21 protein-coding genes are annotated in these 22,519 nt (G+C 70.5%); 11 read left to right on the top strand and 10 right to left on the bottom strand.

Features of this window, described 5'->3' with window-relative positions; genetic code table 11:
- The first annotated feature begins 4 nt into the window (after positions 1 to 4).
- Both ABZS61_RS22575 and ABZS61_RS22570 read left to right on the top strand, forming a co-directional pair.
- A complete protein-coding gene (locus tag ABZS61_RS22575) occupies positions 5 to 544 on the top strand; it encodes a hypothetical protein (RefSeq protein WP_356424337.1) in 540 nt (179 codons plus the stop codon).
- Complete coding sequence (locus ABZS61_RS22570; RefSeq protein WP_356424324.1) at positions 465 to 752, top strand: acyl-CoA thioester hydrolase/BAAT C-terminal domain-containing protein; 288 nt, start codon at positions 465 to 467, stop codon at positions 750 to 752. The genes ABZS61_RS22575 and ABZS61_RS22570 overlap by 80 nt, the downstream gene beginning before the upstream one ends.
- Here the strand turns inward: ABZS61_RS22570 and ABZS61_RS22565 are convergent.
- The 4 genes from ABZS61_RS22565 to ABZS61_RS22550 are packed head-to-tail and all read right to left on the bottom strand — an operon-like array spanning position 713 to position 4,439.
- Positions 713 to 1,591: a class II fructose-bisphosphate aldolase gene (locus tag ABZS61_RS22565; protein ID WP_356423977.1), complete on the bottom strand. Its 879-nt coding sequence runs from the start codon at positions 1,589 to 1,591 to the stop codon at positions 713 to 715. The two genes, ABZS61_RS22570 and ABZS61_RS22565, sit on opposite strands and share 40 nt — an antisense overlap.
- The gene (locus ABZS61_RS22560) at positions 1,572 to 2,585 is read right to left on the bottom strand and encodes a 1-phosphofructokinase family hexose kinase (RefSeq protein WP_356423974.1); all 1,014 of its coding nucleotides are present in this window, start codon (positions 2,583 to 2,585) and stop codon (positions 1,572 to 1,574) included. Before ABZS61_RS22560 ends, ABZS61_RS22565 begins: the two co-directional genes overlap by 20 nt.
- Positions 2,519 to 3,496, bottom strand: coding sequence for an ROK family protein (locus ABZS61_RS22555; protein WP_356423971.1), 978 nt, complete (start codon positions 3,494 to 3,496; stop codon positions 2,519 to 2,521). The genes ABZS61_RS22560 and ABZS61_RS22555 overlap by 67 nt, the downstream gene beginning before the upstream one ends.
- Positions 3,489 to 4,439 (bottom strand): sugar isomerase, encoded by a 951-nt coding sequence (locus ABZS61_RS22550; RefSeq protein ID WP_356423968.1) that lies wholly within the window; start codon positions 4,437 to 4,439, stop codon positions 3,489 to 3,491. Before ABZS61_RS22550 ends, ABZS61_RS22555 begins: the two co-directional genes overlap by 8 nt.
- Positions 4,440 to 4,665: 226 nt before the next feature.
- Here ABZS61_RS22550 and ABZS61_RS22545 point away from each other — a divergent pair, with 226 nt between their 5' ends.
- The gene (locus ABZS61_RS22545) at positions 4,666 to 4,989 is read left to right on the top strand and encodes a hypothetical protein (RefSeq protein ID WP_356423965.1); all 324 of its coding nucleotides are present in this window, start codon (positions 4,666 to 4,668) and stop codon (positions 4,987 to 4,989) included.
- Positions 4,990 to 6,380: 1,391 nt separating this feature from the next.
- A complete protein-coding gene (locus ABZS61_RS22540) occupies positions 6,381 to 6,710 on the top strand; it encodes a MerR family transcriptional regulator (RefSeq protein ID WP_356423962.1) in 330 nt (109 codons plus the stop codon).
- 247 nt (positions 6,711 to 6,957) lie between these two features.
- Here the strand turns inward: ABZS61_RS22540 and trxA are convergent, their stop codons facing one another.
- Both trxA and ABZS61_RS22530 read right to left on the bottom strand, forming a co-directional pair.
- Positions 6,958 to 7,299, bottom strand: coding sequence for a thioredoxin (gene trxA, locus ABZS61_RS22535; protein WP_356423959.1), 342 nt, complete (start codon positions 7,297 to 7,299; stop codon positions 6,958 to 6,960).
- Between the two features lie 3 nt (positions 7,300 to 7,302).
- A complete protein-coding gene (locus ABZS61_RS22530) occupies positions 7,303 to 7,707 on the bottom strand; it encodes a MerR family transcriptional regulator (protein WP_356423957.1) in 405 nt (134 codons plus the stop codon).
- Positions 7,708 to 7,885: 178 nt separating this feature from the next.
- Between ABZS61_RS22530 and ABZS61_RS22525 the strand changes: the two genes are divergently transcribed.
- Positions 7,886 to 9,334, top strand: coding sequence for a glycoside hydrolase family 16 protein (locus ABZS61_RS22525; protein ID WP_356423954.1), 1,449 nt, complete (start codon positions 7,886 to 7,888; stop codon positions 9,332 to 9,334).
- Between the two features lie 196 nt (positions 9,335 to 9,530).
- Here the strand turns inward: ABZS61_RS22525 and ABZS61_RS22520 are convergent, their stop codons facing one another.
- Positions 9,531 to 10,910, bottom strand: coding sequence for a cation:dicarboxylase symporter family transporter (locus ABZS61_RS22520; RefSeq protein WP_356423951.1), 1,380 nt, complete (start codon positions 10,908 to 10,910; stop codon positions 9,531 to 9,533).
- Positions 10,911 to 11,065: 155 nt separating this feature from the next.
- Between ABZS61_RS22520 and ABZS61_RS22515 the strand changes: the two genes are divergently transcribed.
- From ABZS61_RS22515 to ABZS61_RS22505, 3 genes are all read left to right on the top strand, one after another.
- Positions 11,066 to 12,715, top strand: coding sequence for a sensor histidine kinase (locus ABZS61_RS22515; RefSeq protein ID WP_356423948.1), 1,650 nt, complete (start codon positions 11,066 to 11,068; stop codon positions 12,713 to 12,715).
- A complete protein-coding gene (locus ABZS61_RS22510) occupies positions 12,712 to 13,386 on the top strand; it encodes a response regulator (protein WP_356423945.1) in 675 nt (224 codons plus the stop codon). Before ABZS61_RS22515 ends, ABZS61_RS22510 begins: the two co-directional genes overlap by 4 nt.
- 165 nt (positions 13,387 to 13,551) lie before the next feature.
- Entirely contained in the window at positions 13,552 to 14,175 is a 624-nt protein-coding gene (locus ABZS61_RS22505) for a helix-turn-helix transcriptional regulator (RefSeq protein WP_356424321.1), read from the top strand.
- 87 nt (positions 14,176 to 14,262) lie between these two features.
- On the opposite strand, the gene ABZS61_RS22500 is transcribed toward ABZS61_RS22505, so the two are convergent.
- Complete coding sequence (locus tag ABZS61_RS22500; protein WP_356423942.1) at positions 14,263 to 15,288, bottom strand: ATP-dependent 6-phosphofructokinase; 1,026 nt, start codon at positions 15,286 to 15,288, stop codon at positions 14,263 to 14,265.
- Positions 15,289 to 15,642: 354 nt separating this feature from the next.
- Between ABZS61_RS22500 and pta the strand changes: the two genes are divergently transcribed.
- The 3 genes from pta (at position 15,643) to pyk (ending at position 20,449) form a co-directional block, all read left to right on the top strand.
- Positions 15,643 to 17,724, top strand: a complete 2,082-nt coding sequence (gene pta, locus ABZS61_RS22495) for a phosphate acetyltransferase (protein ID WP_356423939.1) — start codon at positions 15,643 to 15,645, stop codon at positions 17,722 to 17,724.
- Positions 17,721 to 18,944 (top strand): acetate kinase, encoded by a 1,224-nt coding sequence (locus tag ABZS61_RS22490; protein WP_356423936.1) that lies wholly within the window; start codon positions 17,721 to 17,723, stop codon positions 18,942 to 18,944. Before pta ends, ABZS61_RS22490 begins: the two co-directional genes overlap by 4 nt.
- A gap of 74 nt (positions 18,945 to 19,018) precedes the next feature.
- Positions 19,019 to 20,449: a pyruvate kinase gene (gene pyk / locus ABZS61_RS22485; RefSeq protein ID WP_356423933.1), complete on the top strand. Its 1,431-nt coding sequence runs from the start codon at positions 19,019 to 19,021 to the stop codon at positions 20,447 to 20,449.
- A 121-nt stretch (positions 20,450 to 20,570) separates the two neighbouring features.
- Here pyk and ABZS61_RS22480 read toward each other — a convergent pair whose 3' ends face one another.
- Both ABZS61_RS22480 and ABZS61_RS22475 read right to left on the bottom strand, forming a co-directional pair.
- Entirely contained in the window at positions 20,571 to 21,860 is a 1,290-nt protein-coding gene (locus ABZS61_RS22480) for a hypothetical protein (protein ID WP_356423930.1), read from the bottom strand.
- Positions 21,850 to 22,434 carry a DUF6114 domain-containing protein gene (locus ABZS61_RS22475; protein ID WP_356423927.1) on the bottom strand — a complete coding sequence of 195 codons (585 nt, stop codon included), beginning with the start codon at positions 22,432 to 22,434 and terminating at the stop codon, positions 21,850 to 21,852. Before ABZS61_RS22475 ends, ABZS61_RS22480 begins: the two co-directional genes overlap by 11 nt.
- Positions 22,435 to 22,519 lie beyond the last annotated feature (85 nt).

The raw sequence follows: 22,519 nt of genomic DNA, 5'->3' as shown, positions 1-22,519 counted from the left end.
GCGGGTGAACCTCGTCGAGCGCACGCTCACCGTTGGGCACAACGGTGAGCGTGGCGGCACATGCGAGGGCTTCCTCGCCGCTCCGGCACAGGAAGGTGGGCCCGGCGTCCTCGTCCTGGCCGGGTCGAGCGGCCGGATCGACGCCGAGCGATGCAGGATCCGGGCCCGGGAGGGTCTGACCGCCCTGTCGGTCCGCTGGTTCGGCGGCCCGGGGCAGCCGCCGGGCATCTGCGAAGTCCCGCTGGAGACCTTCGTGTCCGCGACCGGACTGCTCCGGTCGCGCGGTGCCCGGCGCGTCGGCGTACTGGGCCTCTCCAAGGGCGCTGAGGCCGCCCTGCACCTCTCGGTGCTGGATCCCGGTACCGATGCCGTGGTGGCCCTCTCCCCCACCTCGCTGACCTGGGCCGATGTCGGCCCCGAGCATGCGCACCTTCGCCGTCCGTCTCGGCGCGGCTGCGATCCCGGTGGAGCGGTCCGCAGCGGACCTGCTGATCGTCGCGGGCGGGGACGATGCGATGTGGCCGTCGCTGCGCTGCGCGGATGATCTGGCGGCCCGGCGGCGCGCGGCCGGGCGGCCGGTACGCGTTCTCACCCGTACCGACGCCGGACACCGGCCGCGCTTCCCCGGTGAGGGTCCGGCGCCGGTCTCCGAGCAGTTCCTGTACGGGGGTTCGCCGGCCGCCGACGCGGCACTCGGCGCTGCCTCCCGGCCCTACGTACTCGATGTACTGCGGGGACCGGGCAGCATCTGAACCGGCGCGGACGCGAGGACTCGCAGGAGCCTGGCCACTTCTTCCGCGACCGCGGCACGTGCGGGTCCGAGGTACTTACGGGGGTCGACGGTGTCCGGGTGCGCGCCGAGGTACTCACGCACGGTCCGGGTGAAGGTCTTGTTGAGGTGCGTGGACACGTTCACCTTGGTCATACCCGCGGCGACCGCCTCGGCGAGGGCCGCGTCACCGACTCCGGACGAGCCGTGCAGGACGAGGGGAACGCCGACAGCGGCCCGCAGACGCGCGATGAGCTCGAAGTCGAGGACGGCGTCGCGGGTGAGCATGGCGTGCGAACTGCCGACAGCGACGGCGAGGCTGTCCACAGAGGTCGCCGCGACGAATGCCGCGGCCTCGTCGGGGTCGGTGCGCACACCGGGGGCGTGCGCGCCGTCCTTGCCCCCCACCTCGCCGAGTTCCGCTTCGACCAGGACATGCGCGCGGTGGCAGTAGTCCGTGATGTCCCGCGTGGCGGCCACGTTCTCGCCGTAGGGGAGCTTGGAGGCGTCGAACATCACCGAGCTGAAGCCGAGTTCGACGGCCTGGCGGACCAGGTCGGCCGATTCCGCATGGTCGAGGTGGACCGCGACCGGGACCTGGGCCGTCCGGGCCAGGGCGAGGGAAGCGAGCCCGATCGGAGCGAGCGAGCCGTGATACCCGGCGGTGTTCTCGCTGATCTGGAGAATGACCGGCAGTCCGGCGCTCTCCGCTCCGGCCACGATGGCCTCGGCGTGCTCGATCTGTACGACATTGAATGCCCCGACGCCCGAAACACCGGCGTACGCGGGATTGATGATGTCGTCAATGGGCGACAGGGGCATGGGTTCTCTCCACTGAGACGGTGCTGCGGAACTGGTCGTGGACGCCGGCGTCGAAGTCGCCGGCCAGGGGACAGGGAACAGCGGCCGCCGAGAGGGCCACGGCCTCGCGCAGGATGCTCGGCCACGGGTTCTTCGCGAGGAGCCCGGCGGCGATCGCGGCGACGCACGCGTCCCCGGCACCGGTCGGGTTCCCGGTCAGCCGGCGCGGGGGTGCGGCGCGCCAGGTTCCCCCCGGTGTGACGGCGTGCAGGCCCTCCGGTCCGCTCGACACGACGACGGACCGGGCGCCCAGGTCCCGCAGGGCTTCGGCGGCGACCGTGGGATCGTCGCGGCCGGTGGCGTCGTAGCAGCCGGTGGCCTCGGCGATTTCGGCCGCATTGGGTTTGACGACGGTCGGACGGGCCCCCAGGGCCGCGAGCAGAGCGGGTCCGCTGGTGTCCAGGATCGTCGCTGCCCCCGCCTCGGCGGACCGGCGGATGAGTTGCGCGTACGCATCGGACGGCAGGCCGGGAGGCAGGCTGCCGGACAGGACGACCACCTGGGCATCGCGTACCAACTGGGCGAACCGCCCCGTGAAGTCCGTCCAGTCCGGCATGTCGACGTGCGGTCCGGGCTCGTTGAATACGGTGGCATCGCCGTCCTCGCGGGACACCACCGTGACCGTTCGTCGCGACTCGCCTCGCATGGCTACCAGTTCGTCCCGCAGACCGGCCGCGATCAGGTCGCTCCGCAGTGCGCGGCCTGTCGGGCCGCCCGCGAGCCCGGTCACTGCCGTCGGCAGGCCCAGGGCCGACAGCACGCGGGCAACGTTGATGCCCTTGCCGCCGGCCCGCTGAAAGGATCTGCTGACCCGGTGTGAGCCGTGCGGCACGAGAGCGTCGACGTCGTAGGTGACGTCGAGGGCCGCGTTGAGGGTGACGGTGAGGATCACGACGTCGGCACCGCCGGTATCGGCCGGCGGCGAGGCGTTCTCGTGTCGTCCGCCGCGTGCCATGCGGAAAGCCCCGCGCCCAGGCATCCGGCCAGGTCGCCGAGCGCCGCACGGACCAGCTCGGGCTTTCGCTGGAAGGTGAGCCGCCGGGCGAGGGATGCGCGCAGCGGGTCCAGGAGCCGGCTGCCGGCTTCGGCGAGGCCGCCGCCGAGGACGACGACCTCGGGCGCGAGCAGCGTCACGGCGCTCGCCAGGGCTGTGGCGAGCGCCTCCACCGCACGGTCCCAGACCGCCTGGGCATCGGGGTCGCCGTGGGAGAGCTGTGCGGCGACCGCGGCCGCGCCGTCGACCTGGCGACCGGAGCGTGCGCCGTACGCCGCGGCGATCGCTGCCGCCGACGCGACGGTCTCCAGGCATCCCCGGGCGCCGCAGGCGCAGGCTTCTCCGTCCGGCTCGACGACGACATGGCCGAGCTCGCCCGCGTAGCCGCCGGCGCGAACCGGCCGCCCGTCACAGAACACGGCTGCCGAGATCCCTGTCCCGACCGGTACGAACAGGACGTTCTGCGCTCCGCGGCCTGCCCCGAGGCGGCATTCGGCGGCTCCCCCGGCACGCACGTCGTGCTCCAGGGCAACAGGAAGACCGGAGGTTCCTTCGAGGACAGCGGCCAACGGCACGTCACGCCAGCCGAGGTTGACGGAGTGGACGGCTGTTGCTCGTTCCTCGTCGACGATGCCCGGCACTGCCAGCCCCGCACTCCGCACGGCCAGTCCCCGTTCCGCCGCGTCTCGGTCGAGGCTGCGCAGGGTTGCGGCTATCTCGGTGATCACCGCGTCCGGACCCGACCGGCGGGGCGTGGCTCGTCGCACGGTCCGCAGGAACTTCAGGTCACGGTCGAGCAGTGCCCCCTTCATGCTGGTGCCGCCCACGTCGAGAGCGATGACGCAGGCGCGTTCGTCGCCGGTGTTACGCACGACGGTTGCCGAGGATCACGGAGCGGCTCAGGTTGCGGGGACGATCGGGATCGTAGCCGCGGGCCTCGGCGAGGCGGACGGCCAGGCGCTGAGTCAGGATCAGGTCCGCCAACGGGTCCAGATCACCGGTGGCGTTCCCCGAACCGGCGACGATCGTTCCGCCGACCCGGGCGACGTCGTCGTCCAGCCCTTGCGGAGTCGGGCCGAACACCCAGGCGACCCTGCCCGGACCGGTGATGCTGATCGGTCCGTGCCGGTATTCCATCGCCGGGTACGCCTCCGTCCACGCTCCGGCGGCCTCGCGCATCTTCAGCCCGGCCTCCAGCGCGAGACCGTAGGTCCAGCCGGTACCGAGGAAGGTGAACTGCTCGGCGGCGCACACTTCTGCGTCGAGGCTGACCGCGATCGCCCGCCGGGCATCCGCGATCGCCCGGTCGATCGGATGCGTACCGGTCGGAAGTGCACCCTCCGCCTCCAGATGCGCGCGCAACAGCGCCAGAGTGGTGGTGGCGAAACGCGTCTGCACCACCGACTCCTCGTCGGCGAATTCGAGCACGGCGACACCGTCGGCCGTCCGCATGACCGGAGACCCCGGATCCGCGGTGATCGCTCCGGTCCGTGTGGTGCCCTTCAGACGCGTCAGGAGGTCCAGTACCTCGGTCGTGGTTCCCGACCGGCTGATCGCGAGGACCCGGTCGTAGGTGCGTCCGTGCGGGAACTCCGAGGCGGCGAAGGCGTCGGTCTCGCCGTGGCCACCGCTCTCACGCAGCTCCGCATAGGCGAGGGCCATGAACCAGGACGTTCCGCATCCGACGACGGCGACACGTTCGCCTCGCCGCGGCAGGACGTCGGAGAAGAGGCCGAGGGACTCCACGGCCTGGAGCCAGGTGTCCGGTTGCGAGGCGATCTCGACACCGGTGCGGGACGACGCTGTGATGGACATGGGGGACGACTCCTCGGAGGGCAAGCGGGCCAGTGACGACGGCACTCGAACGCGGTGCGTGAAATTGCACGCCAGAAGCCGACTGTGAACATTAGCGAGCATAGCAATGCTGGAAGTATGGTCGACGAGCCTCCTGCGGTCCAGGGTTTGCCGCGCCGGATGCCCGGAGCGGTCTGTCGCACGCGACCACGGACGCGCGCCGCACGCCTGCGGATACCCTCTGCCCATGACACACACGGGGCAGCCCGAAGCATCGCCGGCCGGCCCGAGTCAGCTGTGGGGCATCGCCGCAGCCGCGTCCGTCGTCTTCCTCATCGCCTGGGGCCTGAGCTGGATCAAGGCGTATGCGATCAACGACGACCTGCCCAACTCCTGCGGCGACGTGCGCAGACAGGTCTTCCCTCCGGAGGTGACGTGCGTGTCCGTGAGCGGCGCGGTCACCGGCGCGAACGCGGGGTGGGTCCAGGTGCTCTTCTTCGCCTCGTTCGTGGTGGCGGTACTGTTCGCGTCCCTGGCTCTCGCAGTGACGATGGCCGTCCGCAAGAAGTGACGTGAGGCGTGGGGCCGGCAGACCTCGGCCCGTACCCGACGGAACTGCCGCCACGGGCAGCAGGGCCACCGCCCCCGAACTGCCTTCATCAGGCCACGGAGGCGTCTTGCCGTAGCCGGTACGGGCGTTGCGGTACGGGCGCACACAGGGTGGATCCGGGGTACTGGAAGCCACGAGATCGAGAGTCCCCCGATCGTGGTGTGAGGCCCCGTCCGGTGCGTCAGCACCCGCGGAACCCGCTTCGCCGAGGGCACTGCGAGCACCTGTGAGCTCGCCCACGCTGGTCATCGTGAGCTTCGGGCTACGCCGCAGAGCCGGGCACTCCGTCCGCTGCAGCGTCTACGGCGCGATGGGCGGCGTGCCTCGTCGTCGAAGTCCGCGGGTTGAAGACGGCTTCGGACCTGGCCAAGGCGACTTGCCCCGTCCGCTGGCGACTCAGCACGAACGGTCCGGCCAGCCCGGGAGGCTGCCACCCGGGTGATGGTGAGGTCGTCGCGAAACCGTGCCACGTCCTCGCTCTGCAGCAGCAGAACGCTCGTGCTGCCGCAGGAACTCCCGGGCCTGCCGCTGGTCGGAGAGGCGAGTGCCCATGCGGCTCTCAGTCGCAGGTTACCTCTGGCCTGAACACTGAAAAATCTGTGTCGGCCGAGCTAGACATCAGATGGTGGTGTGGTTATGGTTTCTCCCGTAGCCAGAAGGACAGCAGGGCCGGGCAGGGACGAACTGCCTGGCAGCAGTAGAGGTAGTTGCAGTTCGCAGGACGGTTTGGTGGTGGAGTTTCGAAGCCAGGGTTTTGTAGTGCGGCGACGGGGCTGGCGACCGGACCGGGTGGCCCGCAGTGATCAGGGGCCGCCATGAGCAGGACCGCAGTAGCAGTACCCGCAAGTGCAGTTCGCGAAATCCAGCAGTGATGTCAGTGAGTGGTTCCTCGGTGAAGGCGCATGGCTGCGGCGCGCGCATCGGGAGGTTCGGCAGTGGGGTTCCAAGCCAGAGCAGACGCAGGACGGGCGACGGGGCTGGCTGCCGAAAGTGTGGCGCTTGCACAAGGTCACCGAGTTGTACGCATCACAGTTCGCAGTACCGGCAGTACGCAGGATCGCAGTACCAGCAGTAAGTGATTGATCCCAGAGGGATGAACGGAGGAATCAGGCGCCATCAGGATCGCCCGGGCGGAAGCCTTGAGCCCGGGTACCGCAGGACATCGATAGTGAGGTGGTCTCCGGTCAAGCAACCGCGATCCCCGCACCCCCGACCACAGCATTTGGGTCGGGTCGGCGGAAACAACAGGCCGGCGCAGTTTCAGGGCCGGCGGATGGTGTAGCAGTTCCTTCGGGGCCCCGGTGCAGCATGGCACCGGGGCCCCTCCACGCGTTCCAGCAGAAGAGGTGCCAGTGACAGCAGACGACTCCTTCGGACGTCTCGACGACGACGACTACCCCGCCTACACCATGGGCCGAGCCGCTGAGATGCTCGGCACCACCCAGGGCTTCCTGCGCGCCATCGGCGAGGCCCGACTCATCACTCCACTGCGCTCCGCGGGCGGCCACCGCCGCTACTCGCGTTACCAGTTGCGTATCGCGGCCCGCGCCCGGGAACTCGTTGACCAAGGCACCCCGATCGAGGCGGCCTGTCGCATTGTCATCCTCGAGGACCAGCTCGAGGAAGCACAGCGCATCGACGCCGAATTCCGCCGCACCACCGGACCGTCCACTGCGGCCTGAGACGGCTGCGCCCCACACCACTGTCCTGCCCGGAGTTCGAGCGGGGCGGTGGGGGGGGATCCTTCAGGGGTATTCCCCTCGTTCGGCACCTGACGATTTGACGGTGATCAGTACCCGTACCACTCTTCCCGGGTGTTCGTTATGGCCCACCTCCCGCGCTGAACCCTTTCGGAGGCGGGCACGAAGAGCATGTCGGCCCGTCTCTGCAGGAGGGCCGTCGGCGGTTGCGTGAACGCGGGCGCGGGTGTCAGACCGCCGCCAGGACGTCATCCAACTCCTGGAGCAGGCGGCGCTTCGGGCGGGCGCCGACCATCGACTTCACCGGTTCGCCGTCCCGGAACACCATCAGCGTCGGCATCGACAGCACCGCGTAGCGGCTCGTGATGCCGGGGTTGGCGTCCACGTCCAGCTGGACGACCTTGATTCGGCCGGCCTCCTCCGCCGCGATCGCGCTGAGCACCGGGGCGAGCTGGCGGCAGGGACCGCACCAGTCCGCGGTGAATTCGACCAGGACCGGGAGGGCCGCTCCCAGGACCTCCTCGTCGAATGTCGTATCGGTGATCTCGGCGACACCTTCTGCGTGGATCATCTGTCATCCTCCCAGTTCACATCGTGGTTCGGGGCCGCCGGGCTGCTCGGCGGCCGCCTCCAGTTCGGCGCGTGCAAGCTGTGCGCCCACCTCGGTCCGCACCGTCTGCAGCTGCCCGATGAGCGAGTCGAGCTCGTCGAGCTTGCGGCGGTAGACGGCCAGGGACGCGGGGCAGGCGTCGCCCGCAGGGTGGCCTGCGCGCAGGCAGTCGACGAAGGGGCGGGTCTCCTCCAGGTCGAACCCGAAGTCCTGGAGGGTCCGGATCTGCTGGATCAGACGCAGGTCGCCCTCGTCGTACGTGCGGTAGCCGTTCTCCGCGCGGCGTGCGTGCAGCAGGCCGCGCGACTCGTAGTACCGCAGCGTCCGTGTCGTCGTCCCGGCGCGTTCGGCCAGTTCCCCGATTCGCATACGACGACGGTAGTCCTTGACGTCGGCGTCAAGGCAAGGGCGCCGGACGGGACGGGGCAGCGTGCTCGTCGCGAAGTGGAGCGGCCAGGGCCATTGACGGCGGCCCCGGGTGCATCTAAATACCTGTGAGAGCGCTCTCAAAAGCAACCTTCCCAGCACGCCCCCACCGGAGGTTCCCTTGCGTACGAGCCGCACGATCCCCCACAGACGTACGACCGTCCTCTCCGCCCTCACCGCCCTGGCCCTCACCCTCGCCGGGGTGATCACCGTCGCCGGATCCGGGCCCGCCCGCGGTGATGTGCCGACCACCCCCGGGTGGAACCTGCAGTGGAGCGACGACTTCAACGGCGCGAACCGCAGCCTGCCGTCCTCCGCGAACTGGCAGATCGACACAGGTCACGGCTACCCCGGCGGCCCCGGCAACTGGGGCACCGGGGAGGTCCAGAACTACACCGCGAGCCCCGACAACGTCAGCCTCGACGGCAGCGGCAACCTCCGCATCACCCCGCTCCGCGACGGCGCGGGCAACTGGACCTCCGGGCGCATCGAGACCAGGAGGGCGGACTTCAAGGCCCCGGCGGGCGGAACCCTGCGCATCGAGGGCCGCGTCCAGATGCCGAACGTCACCGGCAACGCGGCCCTGGGCTACTGGCCCGCCTTCTGGGCGCTCGGTTCCCCGTACCGCGGCAACTACTGGAACTGGCCGGGCATCGGCGAGTTCGACATCATGGAGAACGTCAACGGGATCAACTCCGTCTGGGGCGTGCTCCACTGCGGGGTCAACCCGGGCGGCCCCTGCAACGAGACCACCGGCCTCGGCAACAGCCGCACCTGCCCCGGCGCGAGCTGCCAGTCCGCCTTCCACACGTACCGCTTCGAGTGGGACCGCGCCGTCACCCCCAACGCACTGCGCTGGTACGTGGACGGCCAGCTCTTCCACAGCGTCACCCAGAGCCAGCTGGACGCCGGGACGTGGGCGAACATGACCGACCACGCCGGGTACTTCCTCCTGCTGAACCTCGCGATCGGCGGCGCCTTCCCGAACGCACTCGGCGGCCCCACCCCGACCGCGGCAACGGTGCCGGGCCGCCCCATGCTGGTGGACTACGTGGGCGTCTGGACCAAGGGCGGCGGCGGAACCACCGAGCCGCCGTCCGGCTCCTCCACCCTCGCCCTGCGCAGCGGCGGAGGCCTCGGCGCCGTCCAGTCCGCCGCCTCGTCCGTGACGGTCGCTTCGGCGGGCGGCGGCAACTACGACGGCACCCCGCACAGCCCGCAGACCTTCACCGCGACGGGCATCACCCGGACGTACGACGGAGGGGCCACCCAGTTCGACGTGTTCGCGGACTCGGGCACCACCGTCGCCAACGGCCAACAGGTGCGGGTGAGTTACGACCGCACGGGTGACGGGACCTGGGACCGTACGGAGACGTTCAACTACTTCGCCACCGATCCCGTCAACGGGTACGAGCACTACACCCAGGCCAAGGGCCTCAAGTCCTCCACCGGCAGCCACGGCAACCTGGCCAACGGCACGGTGAAGGTCGAGATCTGGAACGCGATCGGCAACGGTGCGGGCACCGTGGGCGTCGGCAACCAGTCGGTCGTCCACATCCCGTTCGGCTGAGGGCCCGGGCCCGCCCGGGCCGCGAGACGGTCACCCCTCACGAGGGACGGTGTCCCCATCGGGGGCATCGTCCCTCGATGGCTGCCGCTGGGCAGACCCACGTACGCCGTCGCCGGCACGAAAGCCGAGGGGCACCCGGAGAACGCGGGGGCGGCCGGTGCGGACACCGCACCGGCCGCCCTCACGAACCTGCGCCCTACGCCTTCACCAGCGAGGGCCGCTCCTCGCCGCCGTCCCTGGCGTCGGGGACATGCGGGTCCGGGACGTGCGGGTCCGCGGGACCCTCGTCCACGATCATCTTCTCGTCGAACGGCAGGTAGCCGGAGAGGACCTCGTCCACCCGGGCCCGGTCGATCTCCTTGGTCCAGGTGCCGACCAGCACCGTGGCGACCGCGTTGCCCGCGAAGTTGGTCAGGGCGCGTGCCTCACTCATGAAGCGGTCGATGCCGACGATCAGCCCGACGCCGTCGACCAGTTCGGGGCGGTGGGACTGCAGGCCGCCCGCGAGGGTGGCCAGTCCGGCACCGGTGACGCCCGCGGCGCCCTTCGAGGCGATCACCATGAAGATCAGGAGCGAGATCTGCTCGCTGATGCTCAGCGGGTCGCCCGTCGCGTTGGCGATGAACAGCGAGGCCATCGTCAGGTAGATCGCGGTGCCGTCGAGGTTGAAGGAGTAGCCGGTCGGCACGGTGATGCCGACGACGGGCTTGCTGATGCCCATGTGCTCCATCTTCGCGATCAGCCGCGGCAGGGCCGACTCGGAGGAGGAGGTGGAGAGGATCAGCAGGAACTCGCGGCCCAGGTACTTCAGCAGGGAGAAGATGTTGACCCCCGCCACCACCCGCAGGATCGCGCCCAGGATCACGAACACGAAGAGCGCACAGGTGACGTAGAAGCCGACCATGATGATCGCGAGGGACTTCAGCGCGTCCACGCCGGTCTCGCCGACCACCGCGGCGATCGCTCCGAACGCACCGACCGGGGCCGCCCACATGATCATGGCGAGGATGCGGAACACGAGGCGCTGGATGTGGCCGATGCCGCGCAGGACGGGTTCGCCTGCCGAACCCATGGCCTGCAGGGCGAAGCCCGCGAGCAGGGCGATGAGCAGGGTCTGCAGCACCTCGCCCTCGGTGAACGCCGAGACCATGGTGGTCGGGATGACGCCGAGCAGGAAGTCCACCGTGGACTCGCTCGCCCCCGCCGCCTGCTCCTCACCGGCGGCGCGTGCCGCGTCGGTGAGGTGGAGGCTGGAACCGGGCTCCAGGATGTTGCCGACGACCAGGCCGATGGCCAGGGCGACGGTCGACATCACCAGGAAGTACCCGAGGGCGAGACCGCCGACGGCGCCGACCTTGGCGGCCTTGCGAACGGAGCCGACGCCCAGCACGATCGTGCAGAAGATGATCGGCGAGATCATCATCTTGATGAGGTTGACGAACCCGGCGCCGATGGGCTTGAGCTCCACGGCCACGCCCGGAGCGACGAAGCCGACCGTGATGCCCAGCACCACGGCGGCGATCACGGCCAGGTAGAGATAGTGCGTTCGGTCCCGTCGTGCGACTTTCTCTGCCACGGTGGTCTCCTCGGGGTTGCGGTCGCTCCCCCGTCCCAGGGGGCCCCGGTGACTATTCACTCCCCTGTGACCGCGGTCACCGTTGCGTTCATATCGTTCACGGACGCTTTCGAGCCACCTTGGGCAGGCGGGTCCCGCCGTGCAGACTGGGGGCCATGCGCCTGTCCCGTACGCTCCCCCGCAGCCTGGCCGGCCAGCTCTTCGCGATGCAGGCCCTGCTCGTGGCGGCTGTCGTGGCCGGGTGCGCCTTCTTCGCGTACGCCTCCGGCCGGGCGCAGGCGGAGGAGACCGCGGACCGGCAGGTACGGGCCGCCGCCCTCGCCATGGCCGGATCCCCGTCCGTGCGGGAAGCGATCCGCACCCCGAACCCGTCCGCCGTGCTCCAGCCGTACGCGGAGCGGGTCCGCGAGGACACCGGCATCACCTTCGTCACGATCATGGATCCGAACCGGGTGCGCTGGACCCATCCGCACCCGTCGGAGATCGGCAGGACCTTCATCGGGAACACCGCCCCGGCCCTGCGCGGTGAGACCTTCACGGAGACGTACACCGGCACCCTGGGGCCGTCGATACGGGTCGTCACGCCGATCCGGGACGGGGGCAGGATCGTCGGTCTGGTCAGCGCCGGCATCACCGTCGACCGGGTCTCCAACCAGGTCCGCGAACAGCTCGGCGCCCTGGGCATGGCGGCGGGGGCGGCCCTGGCGCTCGGCGGGGTCGGCACGTACGTGATCAACGCCAGGCTGCGCCGGCACACGCACGGGATGAACGCCCGCGAGCTCGGCCGGATGCACGACTACCACGAAGCCACCCTGCACGCGGTGCGCGAGGGGCTGCTGATGCTGGACGGGCAGCGCAGGATCGCGCTGATCAACGACGCGGCACGGGAGCTGCTGGGGCTGGCGCCGGGGTCGGTCGGGCGGAAGGTCGACGAGCTCGCCCTCCCCGCGCCGCTGACCGGGGCCCTCCTGGCGTCCGAGCCGCGGGTCGACGAGGTCCATCTGACCGCGGACCGGGTCATCCTCCTCAACACCAGCCCCGTCGTGGGTGGGGAGAAGCGCGGCACGGTGGTGACGCTGCGGGACCACACGGAGCTGCAGGCCCTGTCCGGCGAGCTCGACTCGGAACGCGGCTTCACGCAGGCGCTCCGCTCCCAGGCACACGAGGCGGCCAACCGGCTGCACACCGTGGTGTCGCTGATCGAGCTGGGCCGGGTCGAGGAGGCGGTGGACTTCGCGACGTCGGAGCTGGAGCTGGCGCAGGTCCTCACCGACCGGGTCGTCGGGGCGGTCGCCGAGCCGGTGCTGGCCGCACTGCTGCTCGGCAAGGCGGCGCAGGCCAACGAGCGCGGTGTGGAGCTCGTGCTCGCGGAGGACAGCCTGATCGACGACGGGGCTCTGCCGCCGGCTCTCGCGCCGCGCGACCTGGTGACGGTCCTGGGCAATCTGATCGACAACGCGGTGGACGCCGCGTCGGAGACGGGAGCGGGAGGCGGCGTGCCCGTACCCGCCCAGCGCGGCGCGACGCGGCCACGGGTCACCGTCACCGCGCTCACCGACGGGGGTGAGCTGCTGCTGAGGGTCGCCGACACCGGGCCGGGAGTCGGCCCGGACGACGTGGACGAGGTGTTCCGGCGCGGCTGGACGACGCACGGTGCGGACCGGGGGCTCGGGCTGGCGCTGGTGCGGCAGGCAGTCCTGCGCAACGGCGGGACGGTCGTCCTCGGCCGGGGCGAGGACGGCGGCGCGGAGTTCACGGTGCGGCTGCCCCTGACCGGCCGGCCGGTGCAGGCGGTCCGGGCATGATCCGGGTGCTGGTCGTGGAGGACGACCCGGTGGCCGCCGACGCCCATCAGCTGTACGTGGGCCGGGTACCCGGCTTCGAAGTCGCCGCCGTCGCCCACACCCGGGCGGAGGCCGTGCGGGCGCTGGACCGGATGCCGGTGGATCTGCTGCTGCTCGACCTGTACCTGCCCGACGGACACGGACTCCAGCTCCTGCGGGCCCTGCGGGCGGCCGGACACGGTGCGGATGTCATCGCGGTGACGTCCGCCCGCGATCTGGCGGTGGTGCGGGAAGGCGTGTCGCTCGGGGTCGTGCAGTACGTGCTGAAACCGTTCACCTATCCCACCCTCCGCGACAGGCTGGTGCGCTACGCCGAGTTCCGGGCGGCGGCCGGTGAGGCGAGCGGCCAGGAGGAGGTGGACCGGGCGCTGGGCGCGCTGCGGATCTCGGACCCGGCAGCCCTGCCCAAGGGACTGAGCGGTCCGACGCTGGAGACGGTGACCCGGGCCCTGCGGGAGTCCCCGGACGGGGTGACTGCGGCGGCCGCCGGGGAGGAACTGGGGATTTCCCGGATCACCGCGCGCCGGTATCTGGAGCATCTGGTGACGGCCGGCCGCGCCGAGCGCAGGCCGAGCTACGGCCACGTGGGGCGGCCGGAGCTGCGTTACCGGTGGGTGGCCGAAACTCGCTGACCGCATGAAGATCGGGGAGCGCCCCCTCCTAGGAGGATCATACGAAGGGTGAACTGTGAGGAACAGCCTGTAGCCAGGCCGTTCCCGTGCTCCTACGGTGGGGCCGTGCAACCCACTCCACCCTTCAATGCCCCCGCCGCGCGCCGCCTGCGCGAGGCGCTGGGAATGGCTCCCGGACATGTTGCGTACGGGCTCGGCGCCCAGTACGGACTCCAGATCACCGCCGAGACCGTGATGGCCTGGGAGCGCGGTGTCGCCCTGCCCGGCGAACGCGAACTCATGGCGCTCGCCGGTGTGCTGTGGTGCGCGCCCGGTGAACTGCTGGCCGCCGCGATCACGTTGCGCGAGCACCGGCTGGCCCGGGACGTCACCCTGGACGACCTCGCGCGGGAGCTCGGGATGACCGGTGCCGCGTATCAGCGGATGGAGGATTCGGGCCGCTGGCGCGGCAACGAACGCCAGGCCACGACGCTCTGCGAGGCCCTGGACATGTCGGCCGCGCAGTTCGTCACGGCGACCGGCCGCAACGAGGAGATGGCGGAGCTGCTGAACCGGGCGGTGACGACGCGCTGGCAGGCGTACGTCCGGCCGGTGGCCAAGCTCGTACCGCTGGACCGGGTCCTGGTGCAGGACGTGCTGGAGCAGCTGCAGAGCGACTACCAGGCCCTGATGGTGACGACGTTGAGCTGGGACAGCACGGGCCGGGAGCGGTCCGGGGCGTCGGGCGACGCCGGGCGGGCGTTCCTGGACCGGGTGGTCGAGCAGTTCTGGCGCACGGCGGGCATCTGAGCCGGCCCGTCCGGCCGGCGCGCGCCGCGTTCCGGACCGGGTGACCGGAACACGGCTCCGGCCGCAGGACCGGCCGGCCCGTTCCGGTCAGAAGACCGACTCGGCCTCGTACATGCGGTCGCTGGGCACGGTCTTCAGGCGGGTGACGGCGTCGGCGAGCGGCACCATGGCGATGTCGGAGCCGCGCAGGGCCGTCATCCGGCCGAAATCGCCGCGGTGGACGGCCTCCACCGCGTTCCACCCGAAGCGGGTCGCGAGCACCCGGTCGTACGCGGTCGGCGTGCCACCGCGCTGCACATGGCCGAGAATGACCGGCCGGGCCTCCTTGCCGAGCCGCCTCTCCAGCTCGACGGCGAGGCGGTTGCCGATGCCCTGGAAGCGCTCGTGGCCGAACTGGTCGATCTCACCCTTGGCGTACGCCATCGAGCCCTCGGCCGGGTGCGCGCCCTCGGCGACGCAGATGACGGCGAACTTCTTGCCGCGTGCGAAGCGCTCCTCGACCATCTTGACGAGGTCCTCGACCTGGAAGGGCCGCTCCGGGAGGCAGATGCCGTGGGCACCGCCGGCCATTCCGGACTCCAGCGCGATCCAGCCCGCGTGGCGGCCCATCACCTCGACGACCATGACCCGCTGGTGCGACTCGGCGGTCGTCTTCAGGCGGTCTATGGCCTCGGTGGCGACCCCCACGGCCGTGTCGAAGCCGAAGGTCCGGTCGGTGGCGGAGATGTCGTTGTCGATCGTCTTCGGGACGCCCACGACGGGCATTCCGGCGTCCGAGAGCATCCGGGCGGCCGTGAGTGTGCCCTCGCCGCCGATCGGGATGAGGGCGTCGATGCCGTAACGGCGGGACAGCTCCTCACAGTTCTCGGCGGCCTCGCGCAGCCGGTCGCGCTCCAGCCGCGCCGAACCGAGGATCGTGCCGCCACGTGCCAGGATGCCGCTCACCGCGTTGAGGTCGAGGGGCCGGTAATGCCCGTCGAGCAGGCCCTTGAACCCGTCCTCGAACCCGATGACCTCATCGCCGTGACCCACGACGGCACGGTGCACGACCGACCGGATCACGGCGTTGAGGCCTGGGCAGTCGCCGCCTGCGGTGAGAATTCCGATGCGCATCGTGCTCTGTCTCCTGCTCGCTGGGGCCATGCATGTCGGGGGCCGCTCGACAAACCCCCGTACCGTGAGCCAAGACGATTGTCCCACGCCCGGTCCGGCACTCGCGCTTCCGAGCGCTCCGGTCTCACCTTCCGGCCGCTCCGGTCTCACCTTCCGGCCGCTCCGGTCTCCTGCCTGCGACCGTCCGGGTTCACGCCCGCGACCGCTCCGGTGCGGGGGCGGCACGGGTCGTGGGCGGGTCCGGGCAGGGGCCCTGGACGGGCCGTGCGCGGGTACCGCCCGGTGGGCGATTTACCCGTCTCGGTAGGTATCGTCAAGAGGGCAATGCCAGCCAGCCAGGACGGGAGAGCACGCGTGGCGCGCAGCGTGTACGTGACCGGGATCGACCGGGGAGACGGCCGACAGGTCGTCGACTTGGGAGTCATGGAGCTACTGACGCGTCAGGTGGACCGGGTCGGAGTGTTCCGTCCGCTGGTCCATGACGGACCCGACCGGCTGTTCGAGCTGCTGCGGGCCCGCTACCGGCTCTCGCAGAGCCCGGAGACCGTCTACGGGCTGGACTACCACGAGGCCTCCGCCATCCAGGCGGAGCAGGGTACCGACGAGCTGGTCTCCCGGCTCGTCGAGCGCTTCCACCGGGTGTCACGCGACTACGAGGTGGTGCTGGTCCTCGGCACCGATTTCGCCGCCACCCAGCTCCCGGACGAGCTCGCGCTCAACGCCCGGCTCGCCAACGAGTTCGGTGCCTCGGTGATCGCTGTGGTCGGCGGCGGGGGCCAGGACGCCGAGTCGGTACGGGCCGAGACACGCAACGCCTACCGTGCGTACGCCGGTCTGGGCTGCGATGTCCTGGCGATGATCGTGAACCGGGTGGCCTCCGAGGACCGGGCCGCCATGGCCGAGCGGCTCGCGGCCACGCTGCCGGTCCCCTGCTCGGTACTGCCTGACGATCCGGCGCTCTCCGCTCCGACCGTCGCCCAGATCACCGCGGCGCTGGACGGAACGGTTCTGCTCGGCGACGACTCGGGCCTCGCCAGGGACGCGCTGAACTTCGTCTTCGGCGGCGCGATGCTGCCGAACCTCCTCAAGGCACTGACCCCGGGCTGCATGGTCGTCACCCCCGGCGACCGCGCGGACCTGGTCATCGGTGCCCTCGCCGCGCACAGTGCGGGCACCCCGCCCATCGCGGGCCTCCTGCTGACACTGGACGAGCGTCCCGGCGAGGAGATACTCAGGCTGGCCACCCGCCTCGCACCGGGCACCCCGGTCATCGCGGTGACCGGCGGATCCTTCCCCACGGCGGCCGAACTCTTCGCCCTGGAAGGCAAGTTGAATGCGACTACGCCCCGCAAGGCGGAGACCGCGCTCGGCCTCTTCGAACGCCACGTGGACACCGGCGCCCTGCTGGAGGGGATCTCCGTGGCCCGCAGCGGCCGGGTCACCCCGATGATGTTCGAGCACGAGCTGCTGGAACAGGCCCGCTCGGACCGGCGCCGGGTCGTCCTGCCCGAGGGCGCGGAGGAGCGCGTCCTGCGTGCCGCCGATGTGCTGCTGCGCCGGGACGTCTGCGATCTGACGCTCCTCGGCGACGTGGACGTCATCCGCAAGAAGGCCGCCGACCTCGGCATCGATCTCGCCGGGACCCAGCTGATCGACCCGCAGACCTCCGAGCTGCGCCAGAGCTTCGCCGAGCAGTACGCCCTGCTGCGCGCGCACCGCGGTGTGACCGTGGAACTCGCCCACGACGTCGTCGCGGACGTCAACTACTTCGGCACCCTGATGGTCCAGGAAGGGCTGGCCGACGGCATGGTCTCCGGCTCGGTGCACTCCACCGCGGCGACCATCCGCCCCGCCTTCGAGATCATCAAGACGAAGCAGGATGCCTCGATCGTCTCCTCGGTCTTCTTCATGTGCCTCGCCGACAGGGTCCTGGTGTACGGCGACTGCGCGGTCAATCCGGACCCGGACGCGGAGCAGCTCGCGGACATCGCCGTGCAGTCGGCGGTCACCGCGGCGCGCTTCGGCGTGGACCCGCGGATCGCGATGCTGTCGTACTCGACGGGCACCTCGGGCACGGGCGCCGACGTCGACAAGGTGCGGGAGGCGACCGAGCGGGTACGCGCCTCGCATCCCGACCTGAGGATCGAGGGCCCCATCCAGTACGACGCGGCGGTCGAGCCGTCCGTCGCGGCGACCAAGCTGCCGGCGTCCGAGGTGGCGGGGCGGGCGACCGTACTGATCTTCCCGGACCTCAACACCGGCAACAACACCTACAAGGCCGTGCAGCGCTCGGCCGGGGCCGTCGCGGTCGGCCCGGTCCTGCAAGGGCTGCGCAAGCCGGTCAACGACCTGTCGCGCGGCGCCCTCGTCCAGGACATCGTCAACACCGTGGCCATCACGGCCATCCAGGCGCAGGACGAGGAGCGAACCCGATGACCACCGACCGCACCACCGGCGGGGCGGGCCGCGTGCTCGTCCTCAACTCGGGCTCCTCGTCGGTCAAGTACCAGCTCCTGGACATGCGTGAACGGGTGCGGCTCGCGACCGGTCTGGTCGAGCGGATCGGGGAGGAGACCTCCCGGCTGGTGCACACCCCCTCGGCCGGCGGCGGACCCCGTGAGCGCACCGGAAGGATCGCCGACCACGAGCAGGCGCTGAAGGCCGCGGCCGAGGAGCTGGCGGCCGACGGGCTCGGCCTGGACTCCCCCGAACTCGTGGCCATCGGCCACCGGGTGGTGCACGGCGGGCTGAGGTTCAGCGAGCCCACCGTGATCACCGACGAGGTACTGGCCGAGATCGAACGGCTCGTCCCGGTGGCCCCGCTGCACAACCCCGCGAACATCACCGGGATCCGTACGGCACAGGCACTGCGCCCGGACCTGCCGCAGGTCGCCGTCTTCGACACGGCGTTCCACACGACGATGCCGGAGCACGCCGCGCGGTACGCGATCGACGTGGAGACGGCCGACGCGCACCGCATCCGCCGCTACGGCTTCCACGGCACCTCCCACGCGTACGTCTCGCGCAGGACGGCCGAGCTGCTGGGCAGGCCGGTGGCCGACGTGAACGTGATCGTGCTGCATCTGGGCAACGGCGCCTCGGCCTCGGCGGTCGCCGGCGGCCGGTGCGTGGAGACGTCCATGGGACTGACCCCCTTGGAAGGGCTGGTGATGGGTACGCGTTCGGGAGACATCGATCCGGCCGTCACCTTCCACCTCAAGAGGGTCGCGGGCATGTCGGTGGACGAGATCGATGTCCTGCTGAACAAGAAGAGCGGCCTGGTCGGCCTCTGCGGCGACAACGACATGCGGGAGATCCGGCGCCGGGTGGACGAGGGCGACGAGCGTGCCACGCTCGCGTTCGACATCTACATCCACCGGCTGAAGAAGTACATCGGCGCCTATTCGGCGGTCCTCGGCCGGGTGGATGCCGTGGTGTTCACGGCGGGGGTCGGGGAGAACGCGGCTCCCGTACGGGAGGCTGCGATCGCGGGACTGGAGGGGTTCGGCCTGGCGGTGGACGCGGATCTCAACGCCGTGCGGTCCGGTGAACCGCGGCTGATCTCCCCCGTCGACGCACGGGTGGCGGTCGCCGTGGTGCCGACGGACGAGGAGCTGGAGATCGCCGGCCAGACCTTCGCACTGGTCCACAACTGAGCGGGCCCGCGCCCCTTTGTATCTTCCACCAGACGGAATATTCCGCAGCGAAACAAACCGATAGGATCCGCCTCATGCGCCGTTCCAAAATCGTCTGCACCCTCGGTCCCGCCGTCGACTCGCATGAGCAGCTCGTCGCTCTGATCGAGGCCGGCATGAGTGTGGCCCGTTTCAACTTCAGTCACGGTACCCACGAGGAGCACCAAGGCCGTTACGACCGGGTCCGCAAGGCCGCCGCCGAGACCGGCCGCGCGGTCGGCGTGCTCGCCGACCTGCAGGGCCCCAAAATCCGCCTGGCGAAGTTCGCCGAGGGCCCCGTCGAGCTGGTCCGCGGGGACGAGTTCGTCATCACGTCCGAGGACGTGGCCGGCGACAAGTCGATCTGCGGTACGACCTACAAGGGTCTGCCCGGCGACGTCGCCAAGGGTGACCCGATCCTGATCAACGACGGCAACGTCGAGCTCAAGGTCGTCTCCGTCGACGGCCCGCGCGTCACCACCATCGTCATCGAGGGCGGTGTCATCTCCGACCACAAGGGGATCAACCTCCCCGGTGCGGCGGTCAACGTGCCCGCCCTGTCCGAGAAGGACGTCGAGGACCTGCGGTTCGCCCTGCGGATGGGCTGCGACATGGTCGCGCTGTCCTTCGTCCGGGACGCCGAGGACGTCAAGGACGTGCACAAGGTGATGGACGAGGAGGGCCGCCGGGTCCCCGTCATCGCCAAGGTCGAGAAGCCGCAGGCCGTCGAGCACATGGAGGGCGTCGTCGCCGCCTTCGACGCCGTGATGGTCGCCCGCGGCGACCTCGCCGTCGAGTATCCGCTCGAGAAGGTCCCGATGGTGCAGAAGCGCCTCATCGAGCTGTGCCGCCGCAACGCCAAGCCGGTGATCGTGGCGACCCAGATGATGGAGTCGATGATCACCAACTCCCGGCCGACCCGCGCCGAGGCGTCCGACGTCGCCAACGCGATCCTGGACGGTGCGGACGCGGTCATGCTCTCGGCGGAGTCCTCCGTCGGCGCGTACCCGATCGAGACGGTCAGGACGATGTCGAAGATCGTCGTCGCCGCCGAGGAGGAGCTCCTGTCCAAGGGCCTCCAGCCGCTGGTGCCGGGCAAGAAGCCCCGCACCCAGGGTGGTTCGGTCGCGCGCGCGGCCTGCGAGATCGCGGACTTCCTGGACGGCAAGGCACTGGTCGCCTTCACCTCCTCCGGTGACACCGCCCGCCGTCTCTCCCGTTACCGCACCGCCCAGCCGATCCTGGCCTTCACCACGGACGAGTCCACCCGCAACCAGCTCGCACTGAGCTGGGGCGTCGAGTCCCATGTGGTGCCGCACGTGAACAACACGGACGCGATGGTCGACCTGGTCGACGAGGAGCTCCTGAAGCTCAACCGCTACAACACGGGCGACATCATGGTCATGACCGCCGGCTCGCCTCCCGGTGTCGCCGGCACCACGAACATGGTCCGGGTCCACCACCTGGGTGGCGAGAAGCGCGACTGACGAGCCGACGGTCCGCGCCTTATCGCGGACCGTCCCTCCTCTCGCAACGACTGCGGGCCGTGCCTCCTGAAGAGGCACGGCCCGCAGTCGTTGCGGCTCCCGGACGGGTCCGGATCACCCGCTAGCTCGCGCCGCCGGTGAAGTAGTTGTGCAGTCCGGGGACCGAGAGGGTGCCGCCGAACTGTCCTGCCTGGGTCACCTTCACGTTCGTGAAGAACGCGAACGGTACGTTCAGCGGCGGCGGGGTCTCCGGGCTGAAGGTGATCGGGATGAGGCCGAAGAGGTTGCCCTTCAGCTCCTCCGTGTACATCGTCACCGTGCCGTTGCGGATCGTGGACGTGGAGCCGCTCCGCGCCTCGACGTGGCCGGTGGTACCGCCAGGGCCCGTCGTGAGCTGGTGAAGGTCCTTGATGTCGATGGAGCTCGCGGTGAACTTCAGCACCTTCTTCGTGCTGCCGTCACCCTTCCTCACCTCGACGATGCCCTTGTAGTCCAGCCCGTTGAGCGTGAGCCTGGACGACTCGAGGATCCACGGGTCGTTCGGGAGCAGCGGGATGCCCTGCTCCAGGTCGGCCGCTGCGAGCGCCTCGGGGTCGGCGGTCGGGCACGGGAAGCGCTCCTTGGCGCCGTCCGGGATGTCCTCGTCCTTGACCGGGTCGAGGCCCTTGGCGCCGTCCTCGAGCTCCTCGACGTCCTTGCCCGCCTTGTCGGCGGCGTCACGGATGGCGTCGGCGGTCTCGTCGACCTTGTCCTCCGCTGCCTCCGTGGCCTCCTCGACGGGCTTGGTGGCCTCTTCGACGGGCTTGGTGGTGGCGCTCTCCGCGGGCTTCGGAGCCTCTGTGGTGGCGCTGGGGGACGGACTGGCCGTCTCCTTGTCCGGTCCGTCGAGGAGGTCCTTGAGCGCGTCACCGACACCCAGCGGGTCGAGAGGGTTCTTCGACTCGGTGGGCGTGGGAGTGGGAGTGGGCGTCACCCGAGCCTTGTTCTCCGCCGTGCCGTCCGCCGCGGGAGCACTCGCGCTCGCAGCGGGCTCGGGCGCGGTGGTCTCCTCCTTGCCCTGCTCCTCGTCCTTGCCCTGCTCCTCGTCCTTGCCGGCTGCTTCGCCGGTGGACGTGGCGCTCGGGGTCGGCTCGGCCTCGGGCTCCTGGGACTCGCTCGGTTCGTCGGAGCGCGTCACACAGGGGCCGGGGGCGAAGGGTATGTCCCCGTTGTCGTCGGCCAGGGCGAGCTTGGGGGTGAGCCCCATGCCCACGAAGACCGCAGTGGGCATCGCGGCGAGCGCGAACGCCTTCTTCCCTGCGGGCATGTGCAGCTTCGTCAGCAGCGACTTCCTGGGGGCCGCGTGGCGCGGCCCGCTTCTCACCCGGGCGTCCTCCCCGGTCGAGTCCGGCTGCGTCTCGTCACCCCGCACTGTTCCTCCCGCCGTTGGCGTCAACGTGTCCGTTCGTGCTGCCGTCGCTCCACGATTCGGATGCGTCGGCACCGTGCGACGGCTCGGCCGCCTGCGCCGGATCGGCGCCGTACTGCGACTTGATCTGCGGCTCCTGCGGTGCGTACCCGGCGGCGTGCTTGGCCGTCGTCCGCTCGGCTTCGGTCATGCCCGGAGCCCAGGAAAGGGCGAGGCAGCCGCCGATCATGGACAGCAGGAACCCGATCAGGAAGCCGCCGAGGTTGGACACCGGAATGGAGACCAGCGCCAGCAGGATCGAGGCCACACCGGCGAACACCCGGACGATGTGGTGGTACCACATGGTCAGACCCAGCGTGATCAGCAGGACACCGATGATCAGTGAGCCCGCGCCCGCCGTGGTCGCCATGGCCAGCGTCAGATGGCCGATCTTGAGATTCGCGTACGGGAAGTACGCGATCGGACCGCCACCGAGCGCGGTCAGGAGGCCCGCCCAGAAAGGCCGGGTGTGCCGCCAGTCACGGAACCGCAGCCGCCAGTAGGCGAAGTCGCGGGTGCCTGTGGTCTCGGCGCTCATGGAAAACAGCTCCCTGGAACCGGTCGTGCTGTGAGAAGAAGAGGGAGTCGGACGGGCGGGCCGGCGTGGCCGCCGCCCCGCCCGT

Origin of the sequence: Streptomyces sp. NPDC005566, from assembly GCF_040605575.1 — a bacterium.
Taxonomy (GTDB): Bacteria; Actinomycetota; Actinomycetes; order Streptomycetales; family Streptomycetaceae; genus Streptomyces.
The sequence above is the reverse complement of the archived record's forward strand: the minus strand, read 5'-3'. Positions and strand labels throughout refer to the sequence as shown.

Bases quoted from the DNA above. Each gene is read 5' to 3' on its own strand.
- ABZS61_RS22565 (WP_356423977.1), bottom strand. From the start codon at position 1,591: ATGCCCCTGTCGCCCATTGACGACATCATCAATCCCGCGTACGCCGGT.
- ABZS61_RS22560 (WP_356423974.1), bottom strand. From the start codon at position 2,585: ATGGCACGCGGCGGACGACACGAGAACGCCTCGCCGCCGGCCGATACC.
- ABZS61_RS22550 (WP_356423968.1), bottom strand. From the start codon at position 4,439: ATGTCCATCACAGCGTCGTCCCGCACCGGTGTCGAGATCGCCTCGCAA.
- ABZS61_RS22545 (WP_356423965.1), top strand. From the start codon at position 4,666: ATGACACACACGGGGCAGCCCGAAGCATCGCCGGCCGGCCCGAGTCAG.
- trxA (WP_356423959.1), bottom strand. From the start codon at position 7,299: ATGATCCACGCAGAAGGTGTCGCCGAGATCACCGATACGACATTCGAC.
- ABZS61_RS22530 (WP_356423957.1), bottom strand. From the start codon at position 7,707: ATGCGAATCGGGGAACTGGCCGAACGCGCCGGGACGACGACACGGACG.
- ABZS61_RS22515 (WP_356423948.1), top strand. From the start codon at position 11,066: ATGCGCCTGTCCCGTACGCTCCCCCGCAGCCTGGCCGGCCAGCTCTTC.
- ABZS61_RS22510 (WP_356423945.1), top strand. From the start codon at position 12,712: ATGATCCGGGTGCTGGTCGTGGAGGACGACCCGGTGGCCGCCGACGCC.
- ABZS61_RS22505 (WP_356424321.1), top strand. From the start codon at position 13,552: ATGGCTCCCGGACATGTTGCGTACGGGCTCGGCGCCCAGTACGGACTC.
- ABZS61_RS22500 (WP_356423942.1), bottom strand. From the start codon at position 15,288: ATGCGCATCGGAATTCTCACCGCAGGCGGCGACTGCCCAGGCCTCAAC.
- ABZS61_RS22490 (WP_356423936.1), top strand. From the start codon at position 17,721: ATGACCACCGACCGCACCACCGGCGGGGCGGGCCGCGTGCTCGTCCTC.
- pyk (WP_356423933.1), top strand. From the start codon at position 19,019: ATGCGCCGTTCCAAAATCGTCTGCACCCTCGGTCCCGCCGTCGACTCG.
- ABZS61_RS22475 (WP_356423927.1), bottom strand. From the start codon at position 22,434: ATGAGCGCCGAGACCACAGGCACCCGCGACTTCGCCTACTGGCGGCTG.